At 58.9% G+C, this 16081-nt stretch carries 11 protein-coding genes and 1 tRNA gene; 5 read left to right on the top strand and 7 right to left on the bottom strand.

The window, feature by feature from the left end:
• Positions 1 to 81: 81 nt before the first annotated feature.
• Positions 82 to 771, bottom strand: a complete 690-nt coding sequence (locus HUV30_RS01825; RefSeq protein WP_174403684.1) for an Mpv17/PMP22 family protein — start codon at positions 769 to 771, stop codon at positions 82 to 84.
• A gap of 125 nt (positions 772 to 896) precedes the next feature.
• On the bottom strand, positions 897 to 3203 hold the full coding sequence (locus tag HUV30_RS18505; protein ID WP_174403683.1) for a DEAD/DEAH box helicase: 2307 nt from the start codon (positions 3201 to 3203) through the stop codon (positions 897 to 899).
• Between the two features lie 458 nt (positions 3204 to 3661).
• Here HUV30_RS18505 and HUV30_RS01815 point away from each other — a divergent pair, with 458 nt between their 5' ends.
• The gene (locus HUV30_RS01815; RefSeq protein ID WP_174403682.1) at positions 3662 to 6142 is read left to right on the top strand and encodes a glycogen/starch/alpha-glucan phosphorylase; all 2481 of its coding nucleotides are present in this window, start codon (positions 3662 to 3664) and stop codon (positions 6140 to 6142) included.
• Between the two features lie 231 nt (positions 6143 to 6373).
• Here the strand turns inward: HUV30_RS01815 and HUV30_RS01810 are convergent, their stop codons facing one another.
• Together HUV30_RS01810 and HUV30_RS01805 are read right to left on the bottom strand one after the other, a co-directional pair.
• Positions 6374 to 7306, bottom strand: a complete 933-nt coding sequence (locus HUV30_RS01810) for an AEC family transporter (RefSeq protein WP_174403681.1) — start codon at positions 7304 to 7306, stop codon at positions 6374 to 6376.
• 296 nt (positions 7307 to 7602) lie between these two features.
• Positions 7603 to 7679: transfer RNA gene (locus HUV30_RS01805), tRNA-Arg, on the bottom strand.
• A gap of 241 nt (positions 7680 to 7920) precedes the next feature.
• Here HUV30_RS01805 and HUV30_RS01800 point away from each other — a divergent pair.
• The 4 genes from HUV30_RS01800 to HUV30_RS01785 all read left to right on the top strand — a co-directional run bounded on the left by HUV30_RS01800 (position 7921) and on the right by HUV30_RS01785 (position 13628).
• Complete coding sequence (locus HUV30_RS01800) at positions 7921 to 9246, top strand: bifunctional folylpolyglutamate synthase/dihydrofolate synthase (RefSeq protein WP_243452032.1); 1326 nt, start codon at positions 7921 to 7923, stop codon at positions 9244 to 9246.
• Between the two features lie 57 nt (positions 9247 to 9303).
• Positions 9304 to 10719 carry an L-seryl-tRNA(Sec) selenium transferase gene (gene selA / locus HUV30_RS01795; RefSeq protein WP_174403680.1) on the top strand — a complete coding sequence of 472 codons (1416 nt, stop codon included), beginning with the start codon at positions 9304 to 9306 and terminating at the stop codon, positions 10717 to 10719.
• Between the two features lie 143 nt (positions 10720 to 10862).
• The gene (locus HUV30_RS01790) at positions 10863 to 12302 is read left to right on the top strand and encodes an aminopeptidase (RefSeq protein WP_174403679.1); all 1440 of its coding nucleotides are present in this window, start codon (positions 10863 to 10865) and stop codon (positions 12300 to 12302) included.
• A gap of 141 nt (positions 12303 to 12443) precedes the next feature.
• On the top strand, positions 12444 to 13628 hold the full coding sequence (locus HUV30_RS01785; protein WP_174403678.1) for an iron-containing alcohol dehydrogenase: 1185 nt from the start codon (positions 12444 to 12446) through the stop codon (positions 13626 to 13628).
• 256 nt (positions 13629 to 13884) lie between these two features.
• Here HUV30_RS01785 and catA read toward each other — a convergent pair whose 3' ends face one another.
• The 3 genes from catA to HUV30_RS01770 are packed head-to-tail and all read right to left on the bottom strand — an operon-like array spanning position 13885 to position 15851.
• Positions 13885 to 14535 (bottom strand): type A chloramphenicol O-acetyltransferase, encoded by a 651-nt coding sequence (gene catA / locus HUV30_RS01780; RefSeq protein ID WP_174403677.1) that lies wholly within the window; start codon positions 14533 to 14535, stop codon positions 13885 to 13887.
• Positions 14536 to 14574: 39 nt separating this feature from the next.
• Complete coding sequence (locus tag HUV30_RS01775) at positions 14575 to 15309, bottom strand: energy-coupling factor ABC transporter ATP-binding protein (RefSeq protein ID WP_174403676.1); 735 nt, start codon at positions 15307 to 15309, stop codon at positions 14575 to 14577.
• Positions 15306 to 15851, bottom strand: a complete 546-nt coding sequence (locus HUV30_RS01770) for a biotin transporter BioY (RefSeq protein WP_174403675.1) — start codon at positions 15849 to 15851, stop codon at positions 15306 to 15308. Before HUV30_RS01770 ends, HUV30_RS01775 begins: the two co-directional genes overlap by 4 nt.
• Between the last annotated feature and the right edge of the window lie 230 nt (positions 15852 to 16081).

The raw sequence follows: 16081 nt of genomic DNA, 5'->3' as shown, positions 1-16081 counted from the left end.
AAGATATTACCCTTGCAGGGGTGCAGGGGGATTATCCCCCTGCCGGGTGGGGGGTGGAACCCTCCCCGTCGGAGACGTTGCCTATTGTCTGCCACGCAGACCGGCCACGGCAAGGATGATGCCGAGCGCTACACTGAGCAGCGCCGCAAAGAGAATGCGAAACTCTGCGGGCAGCATGAAGGTGATGGTGTGCGCGGGAATCCAGAACATGGGAATGGTCTTGCGCAGCACGAAGTTCCAGATGACGGACCAGTTCATCTCGGTGAGGATGGCCGGAATATCCATGCGCGAGAACAGCCCGGCAAGTGTGCCGCCGTTGCGCAGAATATGTTCATCCGTGACGCGGTGTGCCACCATCATGACGGGAGCGAATATGCAGTTCATGGTAATGCTCACACAGAAGGCGGCAAACAGGCGGTCGGTGAACAGGGGGGACCGCAGGCTCACGTCTTCGCCGAAGCCGAACGCGGCCACGAGATTGGGAGCGCCGGTGGCGAAAATGACAAAGGCCAGTTTGATGATGATGCCGAATATGCCCCAGACGAGCATGCGCGGGGCAAGACCGAATCCTGCCCGCAGGTACATGCCCTTGGTTATGCGCAGGGCAAGACACTCGCCAAGCGTGGCGAGGATGGCAAATTTGACGAAGCTGGCAAGGAAACCGTACTCGGCGTTGATATAGGTATAGGCATCCATGACTGCGGGGACGAAGGCAAACAGGCATATGGTGGCGGCACAGGCGGCACTGAGCAGGGAGTCGCTGGTTTTCATGTCGTGTTCCATGTCTTGCAGGTTTCGGGGATGCGGATGCGATGTTTTGAAAAGAAAAACCCCTCCGGACGCGGGGTCCGGAGGGGTGGGTTGTGTCACAGGAAAACCTGTTTGTAAATGGGCGTTTAGCGCTTGCCGTAATCGGAACGGCCGTTCTTGCGTGCGCCGAAGGGGCGTGCAGGACGGTCTCCGCGCTCGGAGCGTTCGCCGTTTCCGCCGAAGCGGTCGTCAGACTTGCGGGCAAAACGATCGTCAGACTTACGTCCGAAGCGGTCATCAGACTTGCCTTCAAAGCGTGCCTGCGGCTTTTTGCCTGCGCCGTCTTCAGCCTTGCGGCCGTAAGGGGCAGCGCCGGTCTTCTTGGCGAAGCGGTCGTCTGATTTACCACCGAAACGGTCCTCGGACTTGCCGCCGAAACGGTTTTCAGAAGGACGGCCAAAGCGGTCGTCAGGCTTCTTTTCGAAGCGGTCGCGACGGTCGGACTGGCCGAATTCGCGTTCGGTACGGTTAAACCGGCCGGTGCGCTGTTCGTCACGGTTCTGCCAGCCGGAGCGTGCTTCGCCGTTGCCCTTGCGTTCGCCATTGCCGAAGCGACCGGCGTTTTCAGCCTGCTCGCCACGAGCCTTGAAGGAGGGGCGGGCATCGCGATCGGTGCGGGCGAAACGGTCGTTGCCGCGTTCGCCACGGTCGTTGCCACGGAAGCGGTCGTTACGGCCGGAATCTTCACGGTCAAAGCGGCTCTTGTCACCGGGGCGGCGGTTGTCGCCGTCAAAACGACGGGCAGAGCCTTCGGGCTTGCCGGCGCTCTTGCCTTCAAAACCGTCCTTGCCGAAGCTGCGTCTGCCGAAGCTTTCGCTCCGGTCGCCGTCAGCCTTGCGGGTACCAAACGGCTTGTCACGGAAGGGCTTGTCGTCGGACCTTACGAAGCGGTCGGTCTTTTCGGACTTGGCGCCGAAGGGTGACTTGGCCGCGCGTTCGAAGCGGGGAGCGTCGCCGCTGAGCTGGTCGGAGTAGGGAGAGCGTACGCCACCGCGCTGACGGTCCATGGAGCGACCGAAGTCACGATCCTGAGACTTGGGGGCGCGATCGGGACGTAAGTCGTCACGTCTTTCGCTGCGGCCGCCTTCAGCAGATTCACTGCGGGGACGTGCTGCGCGGAAGCCCTGACGGCTGCCACGTTCGGAGTCTGCGAAATCGCCGGGGCGCTTGCCGAACTTGCTGCCACGGCTCATGCCGCCGCCGGAACGGTCGCCGCCACGCTTGGGGAAGCGGTCGTTGGGGCGTCCGAAATCGCCGTCTTCTTCCTGATCGCACACAAAGCCGTCCAGCTTGGTGCGGGGAATGACGTTGCCGAGCGAACGTTCGATGGTGCGCATCAGCGAATTGTCTTCGCCGGAAATAAGGGTCATGGCCATGCCGGTGCGGTCCGCGCGGCCGGTACGGCCGATGCGGTGGGTGTACGTTTCCGCAGTATCCGGCACGTCATAGTTAATGACGTGGGAAATGCTCGAGCAGTCAATGCCGCGAGCGGCAATGTCGGTGGCAACCATGATTTTGTACTTGCCGGCACGGAAACCGTCCAGCGCTTCCTGGCGGCGATTCTGCGACAGGTTGCCCTGCAGTGCGGTAGCCAGCCAGCCCTTTTCACCAAGGAAGCGGGCCACGTTTTTGGCGCGATGCTTGGTACGGGTGAAGACGAGTACGCTTTCGTGTGCGGTTTCCTTCAGCAGAGCCTGCAGCAGGCCCGTCTTCTGGCGGGAAGGCACATTGTAGGCCACATGCTCGATGGATGCCTTGGGCACAGTGTGGTTCACCTGCACGGTGACGGGGTCGCGCAGCAGTTCTCCGGCCAGCGAACGGATTTCTCCGGGCATGGTTGCAGAGAAGAGCAGGTTCTGGCGCTTTGCGGGAAGCAGTGCCAGAATGCGGCGCAGGTCGGGCAGAAAGCCCATGTCGAACATGCGGTCCGCTTCGTCGAGCACAAGAATGTCTACCTCGGAGAGGTTGCATTCGCCGCGCTTGGCAAGGTCGAGCAGTCTGCCGGGGCAAGCCACCGCAATGGCGGAGGAACGCATGGCCTTGATCTGCGGAACAATACCTACACCGCCGAAAACGGCGGCGCTGCGGTAACCGGTCTGTTTGCCGAGTGCAATAAAGGATTCCTGAATCTGCAGAGCAAGTTCGCGGGTAGGAGCAAGTACCAGCACGCGCACGGGGCCGCGACGGTCCGCGTCGGAGTTGATCAGGTGCTGCAGAATGGGCAGGGCAAACGCTGCGGTTTTGCCGGTGCCGGTCTGGGCGAGGCCAAGTACGTCCTGGCCGCGAAGGATGGCGGGGATGGTTTCCGCCTGAATGGGGGTGGGGGTTTCATACCCGCACGCAACGATGCCGGAGACTATGCGCCGGTCGAAAGAAAAGGATTCAAAACTCACGTGGATTCCTGAAAATATGTTGGAAGGAGTGGGGCAACCGTGCGTGACTGTCGGTTGCGCGTCCGACCGCAGGGGGCGTGCCCGAATTATTGAATAGGGCAGGGCACGAGGCGGTTCGGGTGGTGACTTGTTGGGCTCTGGACGGGAGTCTAATGATTCGGGTAGGATGCGAAACAGTATCGCCCTATCTCTTTACGTATGCACCTAGAGGCATACGACAGGCGATGTGAGGGAATGGCTCAAGTCCGGTCACGCGAGAGAGGTATATCTACACGATTCCCCGACGTTGTAAAGCTATTTATTTCAGGGGCGAAATATTATCCGAATGAATGTTTCCGGAATGGGCGCAGGGGCAACTCCATCAGGCCAGATTTTTTCATGTTATCATGTTCTGCTGAAGAGAAGGGCGTATATAGTTGAAACCTTGGTTCATCCCCAGCTCTTTAGCGGAGGACTTTATGACATCGCAAAATTCCGGAAACAGGAAAAGCCGTTTACCAGAAGCGCCAGCCACCAGACCTGCAGAGTCGCTGAAGCAGGATATACTCCGTCACGTTCTCTACAGTCTGGGCCGCGATACGGAGCGCCCGGACAGGCAGACCGTGTTCCGCGCTCTGGCCTTGTCGTTGCGCGATCGTCTGGTAGAAAAATGGATAGCAAGCCAGCGGGATATATACAGCCGCAGTTCAAAACGCGTGTATTATCTTTCCCTCGAATTTCTCCCCGGGCCTTTCCTGCGGGAAAACCTTATCGCGCTTGGGCTTGAGAATGAGGCGCGCGAAGCGCTTACCGACATGGGCTTCGGCCTTGATGACGTGGCTGACGAGGAATACGAACCCGGTCTGGGGAACGGTGGTCTTGGCAGACTCGCCTCGTGCTACCTCGATTCCATGGCCACGCTCAGGCTGCCGGCTTACGGCTACGGCATACACTACGCGTATGGTATTTTCTACCAGCTCATCAAGGAAGGCAGGCAGGTGGAGCGGGCCGACAACTGGCTGCGCGGTGGAACGCACTGGGAGTTTGAGCGTTCCCATTATGTGCACCCCGTGCGTTTTTACGGGCAGGTGCGCGAGTGGGTGGATGAGCAGGGGCGCCTGCGGCATTCACTGGAAAACGCCACAACAGTCATGGCCATGGCCTGTGATATGTTTATTCCCGGCCATAAGAACGACTATGTTTTGAACATGCGCCTGTGGGCGGCCAAGACGAGCCGCGAATTCGAGTTTTCCTTCTTCAACACGGGTGACTACATCGGAGCCGTGGAAGAGAAGATTCGCGATGAGAACATCTCCATGGTGCTTTATCCCAACGACGAAGCGCCGGAGGGCAAAGAGCTCAGGCTGAAGCAGCAGTTCTTCCTCGTCTCTGCCACCATTCAGGATATCGTGCGCCGGTTCAGGAAAAAGGGCATTGCATGGGACCAGCTGCCCCGCAAGAATGTCATCCATCTGAACGAGACGCATCCTGCCGTGGCCATTCCCGAGCTCATGCGTATTCTTGTGGATGAAGAACTGCTCACGTGGGAAGAGGCGTGGTACATATGCGTGCGCACCTTTGCCTACACCAACCATACTGTTCTTCCCGAAGCGTTGGAGGTGTGGCCCGAAGACCTGTTCCGCAGGCTGCTGCCCCGCCATCTGCAGATCATTCATGAAATCAACCGGCGGTTCCTGCATGATGTGCGCCGCCAGTTCCCCAACGATCCGAACATACTGGGCCGCGTTTCCCTCGTCCATGAGGGTGAGAGCCGCTGGGTGCGCATGAGCCACCTCGCCATAGTGGGCAGCTTCAGTGTGAACGGGGTTTCCGCGCATCACTCTGAAATTCTCAAGGAAAGCGTGTTCCACGATTTCTACAAGATCTTCCCCGAGCGGTTCAACAACAAGACCAACGGGATAACCCCGCGCCGCTGGCTGCGCCAGTGCAATCCCACGCTCGCATGGCTCATTACCGAGCATATCGGGCCGGAATGGCTTACGGATCTTGCCCAGCTCAAAAAGCTGGAGCCGTACGTCAATAGTGAAGGTTTTCACCGTGCCTGGATGGAAGTGCGGCTGCGGAACAAGCACAAGCTGGCCGAGTATATCCGGGATAAGAACGGTATTACCGTCATGCCCGAAAGCTTGTTCGATGTGCACGTGAAGCGTTTCCATGAGTACAAGCGGCAGCTTCTGAACGTGCTGCATGTCATTGCCCTGTATAACCGCATCCGCAGTTCTCCGGGCAGCGTGACCGTGCCGCGCACGTATATATTCGGCGGCAAGGCGGCACCGGGGTATTACATGGCAAAGCACATTATCCGGCTCATCAATTCGGTGGCCTATACCATTAATACCGATCCCAGAGTGGGCGATCTGCTCAAGGTCGTCTTCCTGCAGAACTATTGTGTCACGCTGGCGGAACGCATCATTCCGGCCACGGACCTGTCCGAGCAGATATCTACGGCGGGTATGGAGGCTTCCGGCACCGGCAACATGAAATTCGCCCTGAACGGCGCCATTACCATCGGCACGCACGACGGGGCCAATATCGAGATCATGGAGCACGTGGGGAACGAAAACCTGTTCCTGTTCGGCCTTCTTTCGCACGAGGTGAACGAGATGCGTTCGCAGGGATACAATCCCCGTCTCTTCTATGAACGCGATTCGGAACTGCGCGAGGTGCTGGACATGATCGCAGGCGGCTTCTTCTCTCCCTCGGAACCGCATCTCTTCAGAGATGTCGTGGAGAGCCTGCTGAACCATGGCGACAGATACATGGTGCTGGCGGACTTCCGCTCATATGTCTACAGGCAGCAGGATGCTGCCAATGCCTTTATGGATCAGGCGGCGTGGGCGCGCATGTCCATGCTGAACACCTCCCGCATGGGCTTCTTCTCCAGCGACCGCGCTGTGGACGAATACGCCAAGGATATTTGGGGCGTATCAGGGGTATAACTCCCCCTTGCCAATAAACGAAAAGGCCGCCTTTACGGGCGGCCTTTCTGGTTAACGACAAACCCTCGCTTTCAGTAAAGCCGTATTCCGTTACGCCGGAACTGAGGTCCAAAAACGGATTTTCATCGCTTATACGAGGTGCAGGAACGTTAGGTTCATGCCCGGTGGAGCCAAAAAAATACCAGGAATGGCTTTGTCAGCAGTCTGAAGTTTTAATCGGGGATTATCGCGTTAGACCACGAGCATGAGCACCAGCGGCATGGTCAGGGCGGAGAGCAGGGTCTGCGCGGTGATGATGGCCGCCATGCGCTCGTGGTCGCCGCCCAGAACGCGCGCCAGAATGTATGATGACACGGAAACGGGAATAGCAGTGTAGATCAGGCAGATGCCCAGCGCCGGACCGGACACGCCGAAGAGGACACAGAGAATGCCTGTTACGGCGGGCAGAATGAGCAATTTGCAGGCTGAACTGGTGATGACATCTCTGCTGCCCTGCACCAGCGCGGCAAAAGAAAGCCCCGCGCCCACGGAGAGAAGCCCCATGGGAAGGGATGCACTGCCGAGAATGCGTAATGCCTCGCCGATGAATGATGGGAGCTGTATCTGCAGCCCGTTCAGGGTAAATCCGGCAACGCAGCCCAGTATGAGCGGGTTGGTGGCGAGCTGGCGCAGGGTGAACAATATCCCGCCTGCCTTTGTGGCCGTGCGCGGATGCCCGTTGCCGCCGAAGCGTATAAGTGTGGTCACGCACAGCACGTTCACCAGCGGAATAAGCGTCATCAACGCCACGGCGGAAAGGGAAACGCCCGTATCGCCGAACAATGCGCTGGCCGCGGAAAGTCCCACATAGGTGTTGGGGCGCATGGCCCCCTGAAAGACGGATGTGAAGGCCGGACCATCCGGCTGCACCTTGCTCCGCAGGGCCAGCAGACCGCCCGCAATAATGCACACGCCAAGCCCCATGGCGAGCGACATGCTCCATACCGGCTGATTGCCGGGATGAATGTTGGCCAGCTTGTCCAACAGCAACGCCGGAAAGAGAACATAATATGTGAGCCGCTCAGCCTGCGGCCAGAAGCCTTCCGAAGGAAAGCTCATCCGTTTGAGAACGAACCCCGTGATGATCAGGGCGAATATGGGCGCAATGGCCGCAAGCACGTTCATGCCGAATCCTCCGACAGTGACAGGAAAAAGTACTGTAGGAGTGTTGCGGGGCTGTGTAAAGTGTTGCAGTGCTTTGGTTTTGTCGGGAGAAACGGCAAGGGATAAAGGGGTAGCAATAGGGTAGCAATAGGGTAGCAGGAGGGTAGCAGGCTGAAATCAGGCGGAGAGCACAAGCAAGAGTGGCTCCAGTCCGGTAGTGGCTTCACTTTTGACGAAATACCTTCTTTTCCGTATCCATTCTTTATCCAAAACGGGAAAAGCGGCCAGCTGTTTACAGCTGGCCGCTTTTATTCTCATGGCGCGCCTGGGAGGATTCGAACCCCCGGCCGTCTGCTTAGAAGGCAGATGCTCTATCCGACTGAGCTACAGGCGCGCGTGGTATATGCAGGGCGTTGGCCCTTGCTCCCGTACGGGAGGCTCAGTCTTTTATACGAGGACTGCCGATGGGGTCAAGCTATAGGTTGCATAAAAACGTCGGAAAATCATGAACAAGGGATACAATGGCGGATTTGTGCGGATGCAGGCCGGTGACACGGGAATTTCCGACAGACTCATGACAGAAGAGGAACAGGCCTGTATGCTTACAGATTCAAGGGGCGGTCAGCAAAACCTGCTTGACGCCGCCCCCCGCATGCCCTAACGCCAAAGCCATGAGCGAAACGGAAACAGAACGTAATCATTTTCTCACATACGACGCGTTTGAGGCCTATCTTGATAAGCTGGGCCTTTTTAATATGGACCTCAGCCTCGACCGTATCACCACGGTTCTGGACGAGCTGGAACTGCGCCGTCCGCCTTATGCGGTGGCACATGTGCTCGGCACCAACGGCAAGGGCAGCACCTCTGCCTTCATGTCGTCTCTGGCGCAGTCCACGGGGCTGAATACGGGCCTGTACACCTCGCCGCATTTCACCACACCGCGTGAACGGGTGCGCATCAACGGCCAGATGCTGGACGAAGAGGAATGGTGCGACCTTGCCAACGATATTATGGAAGCGGGCGGAGATACGCTGACCTATTTCGAATTTCTCACCGTGCTCGCGGTGCTTGCCTTCTACGACTACGAAGTGGATCTCGCCGTCATGGAAGCCGGTCTGGGCGGGCTGTACGACGCCACCACCGCGCTGGCGACGGACGTAACCGTTTACACGCCCATTGCCTTTGACCATCAGCAAATCCTGGGTAACCGTATTGAGGATATTGCACGCGACAAGGCCGGTGCCATCCGCAAAGGTGTGCCTGTAGTCACCAATGTGCAGGACGAAGCCGCTCTGGCCGTGCTGCGCGATGTGGCGGCACAGCAGAGCACCACGCTGCACATGGCAGAAGAACTCATCACCATGCCGGAAAATCCCCGCTTCGGTCTTATGGGGCCGCACCAGAAGGATAACGCCTGTCTCGCGCTCGGCGCGTTCAAGCTGCTGGTGGACAAGTATGGCTGGAGCCCGCCGCCCATCATGGACTGGGACGACGTGAAGGAACTCGGCTTTGCCGATGCGTGGATAGCGGGCCGTATGCAGGCTGTGGAGGCACAGGCCGATCATCCTGCGCTGATTCTGGACGGTGCGCATAACGGGCACGCGTTCGTGGCGCTCAAGGCATCGCTCAAGGCGCTCGACATCCGTCCCGCTGCCATCATTTTCGGCTGCATGAAAGATAAGCCGCTGGATGATATCATTCCGCAGCTGCTTTCGCTTTCCACCGGCCCGATATTCCTGCCGCCCATTGCGGACAATGAGCGCGCCATGCCACCGGAAGAGCTCAAGGCGCTGGTCGGCGACAGGGCCAGAGTCTGCGTTTCTCTCGGAGAAGCCCTGCGACTTTCCAAAAAGGCTGCGGCTGAAAAAGATGCAGCAAATGAGGTGGTTCTGCTCTGCGGTTCCTTGTATTTACTGGGCGAGTTCTTTACACTTCGCCCCAAGTGTCTGGAACGGGACTAGCCGGAAAGACCGCACCGTAACTCTGCAGACAGCAAAAGACATCAAAGGAGCCGCACCGTGTCTCAGCTATTCCGCGCACTGCCTTCGGTAGACAGGGCCTTGGACGCCCTTGCGAATCTGCCCGCAGTCAGGGGAGAAGATTCCCTCTTCAGCGTACCCCGCGCCATTGTGCGTGATCATGTGAACGGATTTCTGGATGTCTGCCGTGAAGAGATTCGCGGCGGTCTGTATGAGCTGCCCGAGCAGCTGTCGCTGGAATCGCTGCTGCCGCGCATGGCCGCATATGTGCGGGCCAAGTCCCGCCCTCATTTCAGGCGGGTTCTCAACGGCACGGGCGTGGTGGTGCATACCAACCTCGGCCGTTCCCTGCTGGCGGACACGGCGGTGGAAGCGGTACGCGAAGCCTGTGCCCATTATTCCAACCTTGAGTTCGATCTTGCTACCGGCGAACGCGGCAGCCGCTACAGCCATGTCGAGCGTATTCTCTGTCAGGTGACCGGAGCCGAAGCTGGGCTTGTGGTGAACAACAACGCCGCCGCTGTCATGCTGGTGCTCGATACACTGTGCAAGGGGCGCGAGGTCATTGTTTCGCGCGGGCAGCTGGTGGAAATCGGCGGCAGCTTCCGTATTCCCGAAGTCATGGAAAAGAGCGGGGCGCGTCTGCGCGAAGTGGGTGCCACCAACCGCACCCACCTGCGCGACTACGAAAATGCCATTACCGAAGAGACCGCCGCACTGCTGCGCGTGCATACATCCAACTACCGCATTGTGGGCTTCCACAAGGAAGTGACGCTGGAAGAGATGGTTGCCCTGGGCAAACAGCGCGGCCTGCCCGTGCTGGAAGACCTCGGCAGCGGCAGCTTCCACGATTTCAGCGGCATGGGTATGGGCGATGAGCCCACCGTGCAGCAGGTGGTGGGAGCAGGGCCGGATGTGGTCACCTTCTCCGGCGACAAGGTGCTGGGGGGGCCGCAGGCGGGCATTATCGTAGGCCGCAAGGCGTGGATAGACCGCATCAAGAAGAATCCCATGAACCGCGCCCTGCGTATCGACAAGATGACCCTTGCCGCGCTGGAAGCGACTCTGCGCCTGTATGCGGACCCGGAAAAGGCACGGCGCGAGATTCCTACCCTTGCCATGATCACGGCCTCTGCGGATGAACTCAAGGTGCGGGCGAAAAAGCTGGCAGCCAGAGTGCGGCGCGAACTGGGTGAATTGTGCACCGTTGCCCTGCATGAGGGTGCTTCACGCGTGGGGGGCGGTTCCTTCCCCGAACGCGACCTGCCCACAACGCTGGTGCGCATCATGCCTGTTGCGGCTTCGGCAACGGAGCTGAAGCAGCGCCTGCTGGATACGCATCCGCCTCTGGTGGGACGGCTTGAGGATAATGCCTTCTGTCTTGACCCGCGCACCCTGACGGATGCCGAATTTCCGCTGGTCTGCGATGCCCTGCGGCAGGGAATGCATAAATAGAGATTTTTATCGGAGCTTCGCGCTCCGGCCACACTATGATAACAAGCCATATTCCGGCAGGCGACCAGGCCGTCAGGCGATCAGGCGACTAGGCCGTCAGGCGACCAGATCATCAGGCCATCGGGCCGGAAGGAGACAGCATAATGAGCGACACCCTTGAACTTGCCCCCAAAAGCTGCTGGGAAATCTACGGCGACGATGACAGCCTTGCCGCCATGGACGAACTTGCAAACCGTTACGTAGATTTTCTTTCCACCTGCAAGACCGAGCGCGAAACCATCGATTATGTGGTGGAGCGTCTGCGCGGCGCAGGCTACACCACCAATTTCGGGCATGATCTCGTGTACCGGGTGTTCAAGGGCAAGACCATTTTCATCGCCCGCAAGGGACGGCGTGCTCTTTCGCAGGGTCTGCGCCTTGTGGGAGCGCATGCGGATACGCCCCGCGTGGACCTGAAGCAGCGCCCCCTTTACGAGGCATGTGGCGTGGGACAGGCCAAAACCCATTACTACGGCGGCATACGCAAGCACCAGTGGTTCTCCCGCCCGCTCGCGCTGCACGGTGTTATCGTGCGGCAGGATGGCGAAGTGAAGAAGGTGAACATTGGGGAAGATGCGGGCGATCCCGTTTTCGCCATTGCGGACCTTCTGCCCCACCTTGCACAGAATCAGGCCAAGCAGGTACTTTCCGAAGCCTTTGAAGCCGAAAAGATGAACATCATCCTCGGCCATCGCCCCGTTGACGCGAAGAAGGGCGAAGAAGGGGAAGCTGCGGATACGTCCAAGGAAGCTGCAAAGGACGCACCCAAGGACGCACCCAAGGACGCACCCAAGGACGCAATCAAGCGTCGCGTGCTGGAACTGTTGAACGCCAAGTACGATATCCGCGAAGAAGATCTGTATTCCGCAGAACTGCAGGCCGTTCCCGCAGGTCCCGCCCGTTTCGTGGGGCTGGATCGCGCCCTTATCGGCGGCTACGGTCAGGACGACCGCATCTGCTGCTTTGCCGCGCTGGAATCGCTGCTGTCCGGCGATACGCCCGAATTTACTCAGACCGTGTTGCTGTGGGACAAGGAAGAGATTGGTTCCGAAGGCTCCACCGGTGCCAAGTCGCGCTTCTTTGAATACTGCGTTGAGGACCTGATTCAGGCCTGGGCTCCCTCGGCACGCTTCAGCGATGTGATGCTGAACACCAAGGCCGTTTCCGCAGACGTGCACGGCGCGCTGGACCCGGACTATCAGGACCTGCACGAAAAGCTCAACTCGGCCACCATCGGTTTTGGTCCCTGCTTCTGCAAGTTCACAGGGCACCGTGGCAAGTACGAAGCCAACGACGCCCATCCCGAATACGTGGGCTGGCTGCGCGGCGTGATGAATACCGCCGGTGTGCCGTGGCAGATGGCCGAGCTAGGCCGTGTGGACCTTGGCGGCGGCGGAACCGTTGCCATGTATCTGGCGGCATACGGCATGGACATCATCGATTTCGGACCGCCCATCCTTGCCATGCACAGCCCCTTCGAGCTGGCCAGCAAGGCGGACCTGTACGCCACGGTCAAGGCGTATACGGCTTTCCTGCAGGCGTAAGACACAATCGGGCGGTTCCCGCGCAGGGAACCGCCCGTTCTATTTCAGTGGGTTCCGAGATAATAACGGAGCTACACATGCCTATCATTCACCTTTGCCGTTCTCCGTCGTACGCTCGGCTCAGCATAAGGAGATGCATTCATGATCAACTTTCTGTTTCATATGCCCACCCGCATCATTTTTGGTCCCGGCAAGCTCAAGGAGCTTGGGACCACCACCTACCTTCCCGGTAAAAAGGCCCTGCTCGTCATAAGCGCGGGCGGGTCCATGGTAACGCACGGCTATATGCAGCTCGTGCAGACCCTGCTTGCCCAGAACGATGCGGAATCCGTGGTGTTCGACAAGATTCAGGCAAATCCCGTGCTTGAGCACGTTACCGAAGGTGCCGCTCTTGCCCGCGAAGAACGTTGTGATTTCATTATAGGTCTTGGCGGAGGCAGTTCCATCGACTCGGCCAAGGCCATAGCGCTTATGGCCAACAACCCCGGCAACTACTGGGACTACATGCCCAGCGGAACCGGCGGGCGTCAGGTGCCACCCAAACCGGCACTGCCCGTTGTGGCCATTCCCACCACTGCGGGAACCGGGACTGAGGCCGACCCGTGGACCGTCATCACCCGCGAGCAGACAAAGGAGAAAATCGGCTGGGGGAACGATTCCACCTATCCCGCGCTTTCCATTGTCGACCCGCGTCTGACGCTGACCGTGCCGCCCCGTGTGACGGCCATGACCGGCATGGATGCTTTTTTCCATGCGGTGGAAGCCTATCTTTCCCATGCCCGCCAGCCCACCAGCGACCTGCTCGCACAGCAGTCGGTGAGCCTTATCACCTCGTTCCTGCCGCAGGTGGTGCAGGACGGCAGCCGCATAGAAGCCCGCACCATGCTTTCGTGGGCGTCTACCGCCGCCGGTGTGTGCGAGTCGCTCTCGTCGTGTATCTCGCACCACTCCATGGAGCATGCCTTGTCGGCCTACCATCCGGAGATTCCTCATGGCGCAGGGCTTGTCATGATTTCGGTGCCGTATTTCCGCTATCTCACCCGCTATGTTCCTGACCGCATGGTGGACCTTGCCTATTTCATGGGCGTGGAGATGGAAAGCATACCTGCGAAGGACCAGCCTTTTGCCTTTGTGGGAGCGCTGGAAAAACTGATTCATGATGTGGGCCTGTCTGACCTTAAGCTCTCCGACTATGGCGTGCACAGGGACGAGATGGCCACGCTTGCGGCCAACTCCATGGAGACCATGGGCGGACTGTATAACCTGACCCCCACCCAGATGAACCTGCGGGTGGTGACGGAGATATTTGAGGAAGCGTATAGTTAGCCGAATGGCAATGTAATGAGAAGCGCTCCGCAGCCGTAAGGCAGCGGGGCGCTTCAGGTTAATGACAAACCCTAGTTTTCAGTAAAACCACATTCCCGTTAAGCCGGAACCGAAGTCCAAAAACGGATTTTCATCGCTTATACGAGGTGCAGGAACGTTAGGTTCCTGCCCGGCGGAGCCAAAAAATACCAGAAATGACTTTGTCAGCAGTCTGAAACGCCCCGCAGCCGTAGGTTGCGGGGCGTTTTTGCGTACATTACAGCCAGTGCTCCGGCTCGTTCAGGTGGTTTTGCAGATCCTGAAGGAATTGTCCCAGATGGTAGCCGTCGCATACGGCATGGTGCACTTGCGAGGAGAGCGGAACCGTGATGGCCTTCCCGTCTTTTCTGAATTTGCCGAAGGTGAATATGGGCAGCAGATAGGGAGACGTAGACTGCACATTCAGGTTGAAGGCAGTGAAAGGCACCCACGGAAGGCTTGAAATGGGGAAGACATTTTCCGGCGTATCCGGTTTGGGAAAGAGTTCCGGTATGTCGGCAAAGCGTCCGCAGTCGTGGAGATAGCGCTCATGAAATACCGTGAAATCAGCATGATATTCGGTCCAGATGCTGGAAAATGTCTCATGCTTTGCGCTGAATATGGTGTAGGCGGGGTGCATGTCGTCCCATATTCCCGGTTCACCGGAGGCACCGAAGGCCGTGCGGAAGGCTGCATGCCTGTTGACGATGGTGCACAGGGCATGAATGAGCGCGGGATAGGACTTGAATCCGCCGGTCTTCAGGGCGTTTGCGAGGCGGGTTATATCCAGATCGGTTGTCGCACTGTAGCCGCAGGGAACAGTGTTGAGAAAGTGCTCAAAATAGGACCTTCTCTTCCATGCAGACATTTCTATCGGTTGGAAGGGCATGGCATACCTATGGATTTTGAAGGTGAGGCGGGCGGCGGCTTATTCCCAGGGCACTATGCCGCGGCCGCGTTGCCATGAGCATGGGGGGCGAACGCCGTAGGCGGCAATGCCGTCCAGCACGGTCTCCGGCGTGCCGTGGCGCACCTGCCCGCCTGCGTGCAGCACAACCATGCTGTCGGCAAGGTCGATGACGGATTCCAGATCGTGCACGGATATTATCTGCGTGAGCTTGCTTTCCTTGTTGCGCATGAGAATGGCGCGCATTTCGCGGATGGCGGGATAATCCAGTCCGGAAAAGGGCTCGTCCAGCAGGAGCAGGCCGGGGGAGCCGAGCAGGGCTACCGCCAGACAGAGTTTTCGCTTCTGGCCGTACGAAAGGGTCTGCACGGGGGAGTGCCAGTGGTCAGCCAGTCCGAACCGCGTTGCCATGTCCATGGCTGTTTCCTCAGCGCCGGCAAGCCCGTGCGGAAAGGCCAGCATCATGTCTTCTGCAACGGTGGAGCCTATGATCTGCAGGTCGGCATCCTGCAGCACCAGTGCGGAAAGTCCGCGCAGCTTGTCTTCCCTGCCGGGGGAGCTGAACCCCGCAACCGAGAGCGTGCCTCCGGTCGGGCTGTGCAGTCCGGCCAGCAGGGAGAGCAGGGTGGATTTGCCGCTGCCGTTTACCCCGCACAGGCAGAGCAGGGTTCCTTCCGGAACGGAAAAGGTGATATCGCGCAGCGAAGGTGACGGAGCCCCCGGATACGAGAACGTGACGGAGTTGAGTTCAATCACGACGGCAGCAGTCTCCGGCTGTGGAGGTAGCGATAGGCGAATACGGCTGCAAAGACCTTGATCAGGTCGCCGATGATGAAGGGGGCAAAGCCGATGGCAACGGCCTTTTCAAACGAAATGTCGAGAACGGCCATGAGCTGGGCGAGGCCCACGGCAAACACGCACACCAGTCCTGCCAGCGACCACAGCAGGGGCTTGATGAAGCCGGGGGGCGCGTCCGCTTCTGATGAACCGAATCCGGCAAGCAGCGCCGTGCCCACATAGCCGAGAAGATAGCCTCCGGTGGGGCCGAGCATATGGGCGAATCCGGCCTTGCCGCCTGCAAACACGGGCAGGCCGATTATGCCCGCGAGAATGTAGAGCGCCATGGCGGAAGCACCGCGCACGGGGCCGAGAATGAGACCGGCGAGGACAATGAACAGTGTCTGCAGCGTAACCGGCACGGGGCCGATGGGCAGTTGCACCATGGCTCCCACGGCAATCAGTGCCGCGAGCATTGCAGTCCAGACCTGTTTGTGCAGTCCCGAGAGTGGTGTGGTCATAGTCTTACCTGTTCCTTGCCGGGGCAGGGCGAATGAAACGGATCATGCCTTTCAGATTGAATGCAACAGGCTGGCTTGTCAACAGATTGGCCTGTACAGGGCAGAGTTATCAGGCGTGCGGCCACGCTCTTGTTGCATGGTCTGCCTGAAGGCAGAACGCATATTGCCGATGCGTGCGAGAGGTATCCTACTTTACTGTAGCTGGCAATCTGCAGGGCGTATGCAGGGTG

This window comes from Desulfovibrio subterraneus, from assembly GCF_013340285.1.
Taxonomy (GTDB): Bacteria; Desulfobacterota; Desulfovibrionia; order Desulfovibrionales; family Desulfovibrionaceae; genus Halodesulfovibrio; species Halodesulfovibrio subterraneus.
The sequence above is the reverse complement of the archived record's forward strand: the minus strand, read 5'-3'. Positions and strand labels throughout refer to the sequence as shown.

What these genes read in the sequence shown, in the direction of transcription:
- catA (WP_174403677.1), bottom strand. Translation starts at nt 14,535, where the DNA reads ATGCCCTTCCAACCGATAGAAATGTCTGCATGGAAGAGAAGGTCCTAT.
- HUV30_RS01825 (WP_174403684.1), bottom strand. Translation starts at nt 771, where the DNA reads ATGAAAACCAGCGACTCCCTGCTCAGTGCCGCCTGTGCCGCCACCATA.
- HUV30_RS01815 (WP_174403682.1), top strand. Translation starts at nt 3,662, where the DNA reads ATGACATCGCAAAATTCCGGAAACAGGAAAAGCCGTTTACCAGAAGCG.
- HUV30_RS01785 (WP_174403678.1), top strand. Translation starts at nt 12,444, where the DNA reads ATGATCAACTTTCTGTTTCATATGCCCACCCGCATCATTTTTGGTCCC.
- HUV30_RS01810 (WP_174403681.1), bottom strand. Translation starts at nt 7,306, where the DNA reads ATGAACGTGCTTGCGGCCATTGCGCCCATATTCGCCCTGATCATCACG.
- HUV30_RS01770 (WP_174403675.1), bottom strand. Translation starts at nt 15,851, where the DNA reads ATGACCACACCACTCTCGGGACTGCACAAACAGGTCTGGACTGCAATG.
- HUV30_RS01790 (WP_174403679.1), top strand. Translation starts at nt 10,863, where the DNA reads ATGAGCGACACCCTTGAACTTGCCCCCAAAAGCTGCTGGGAAATCTAC.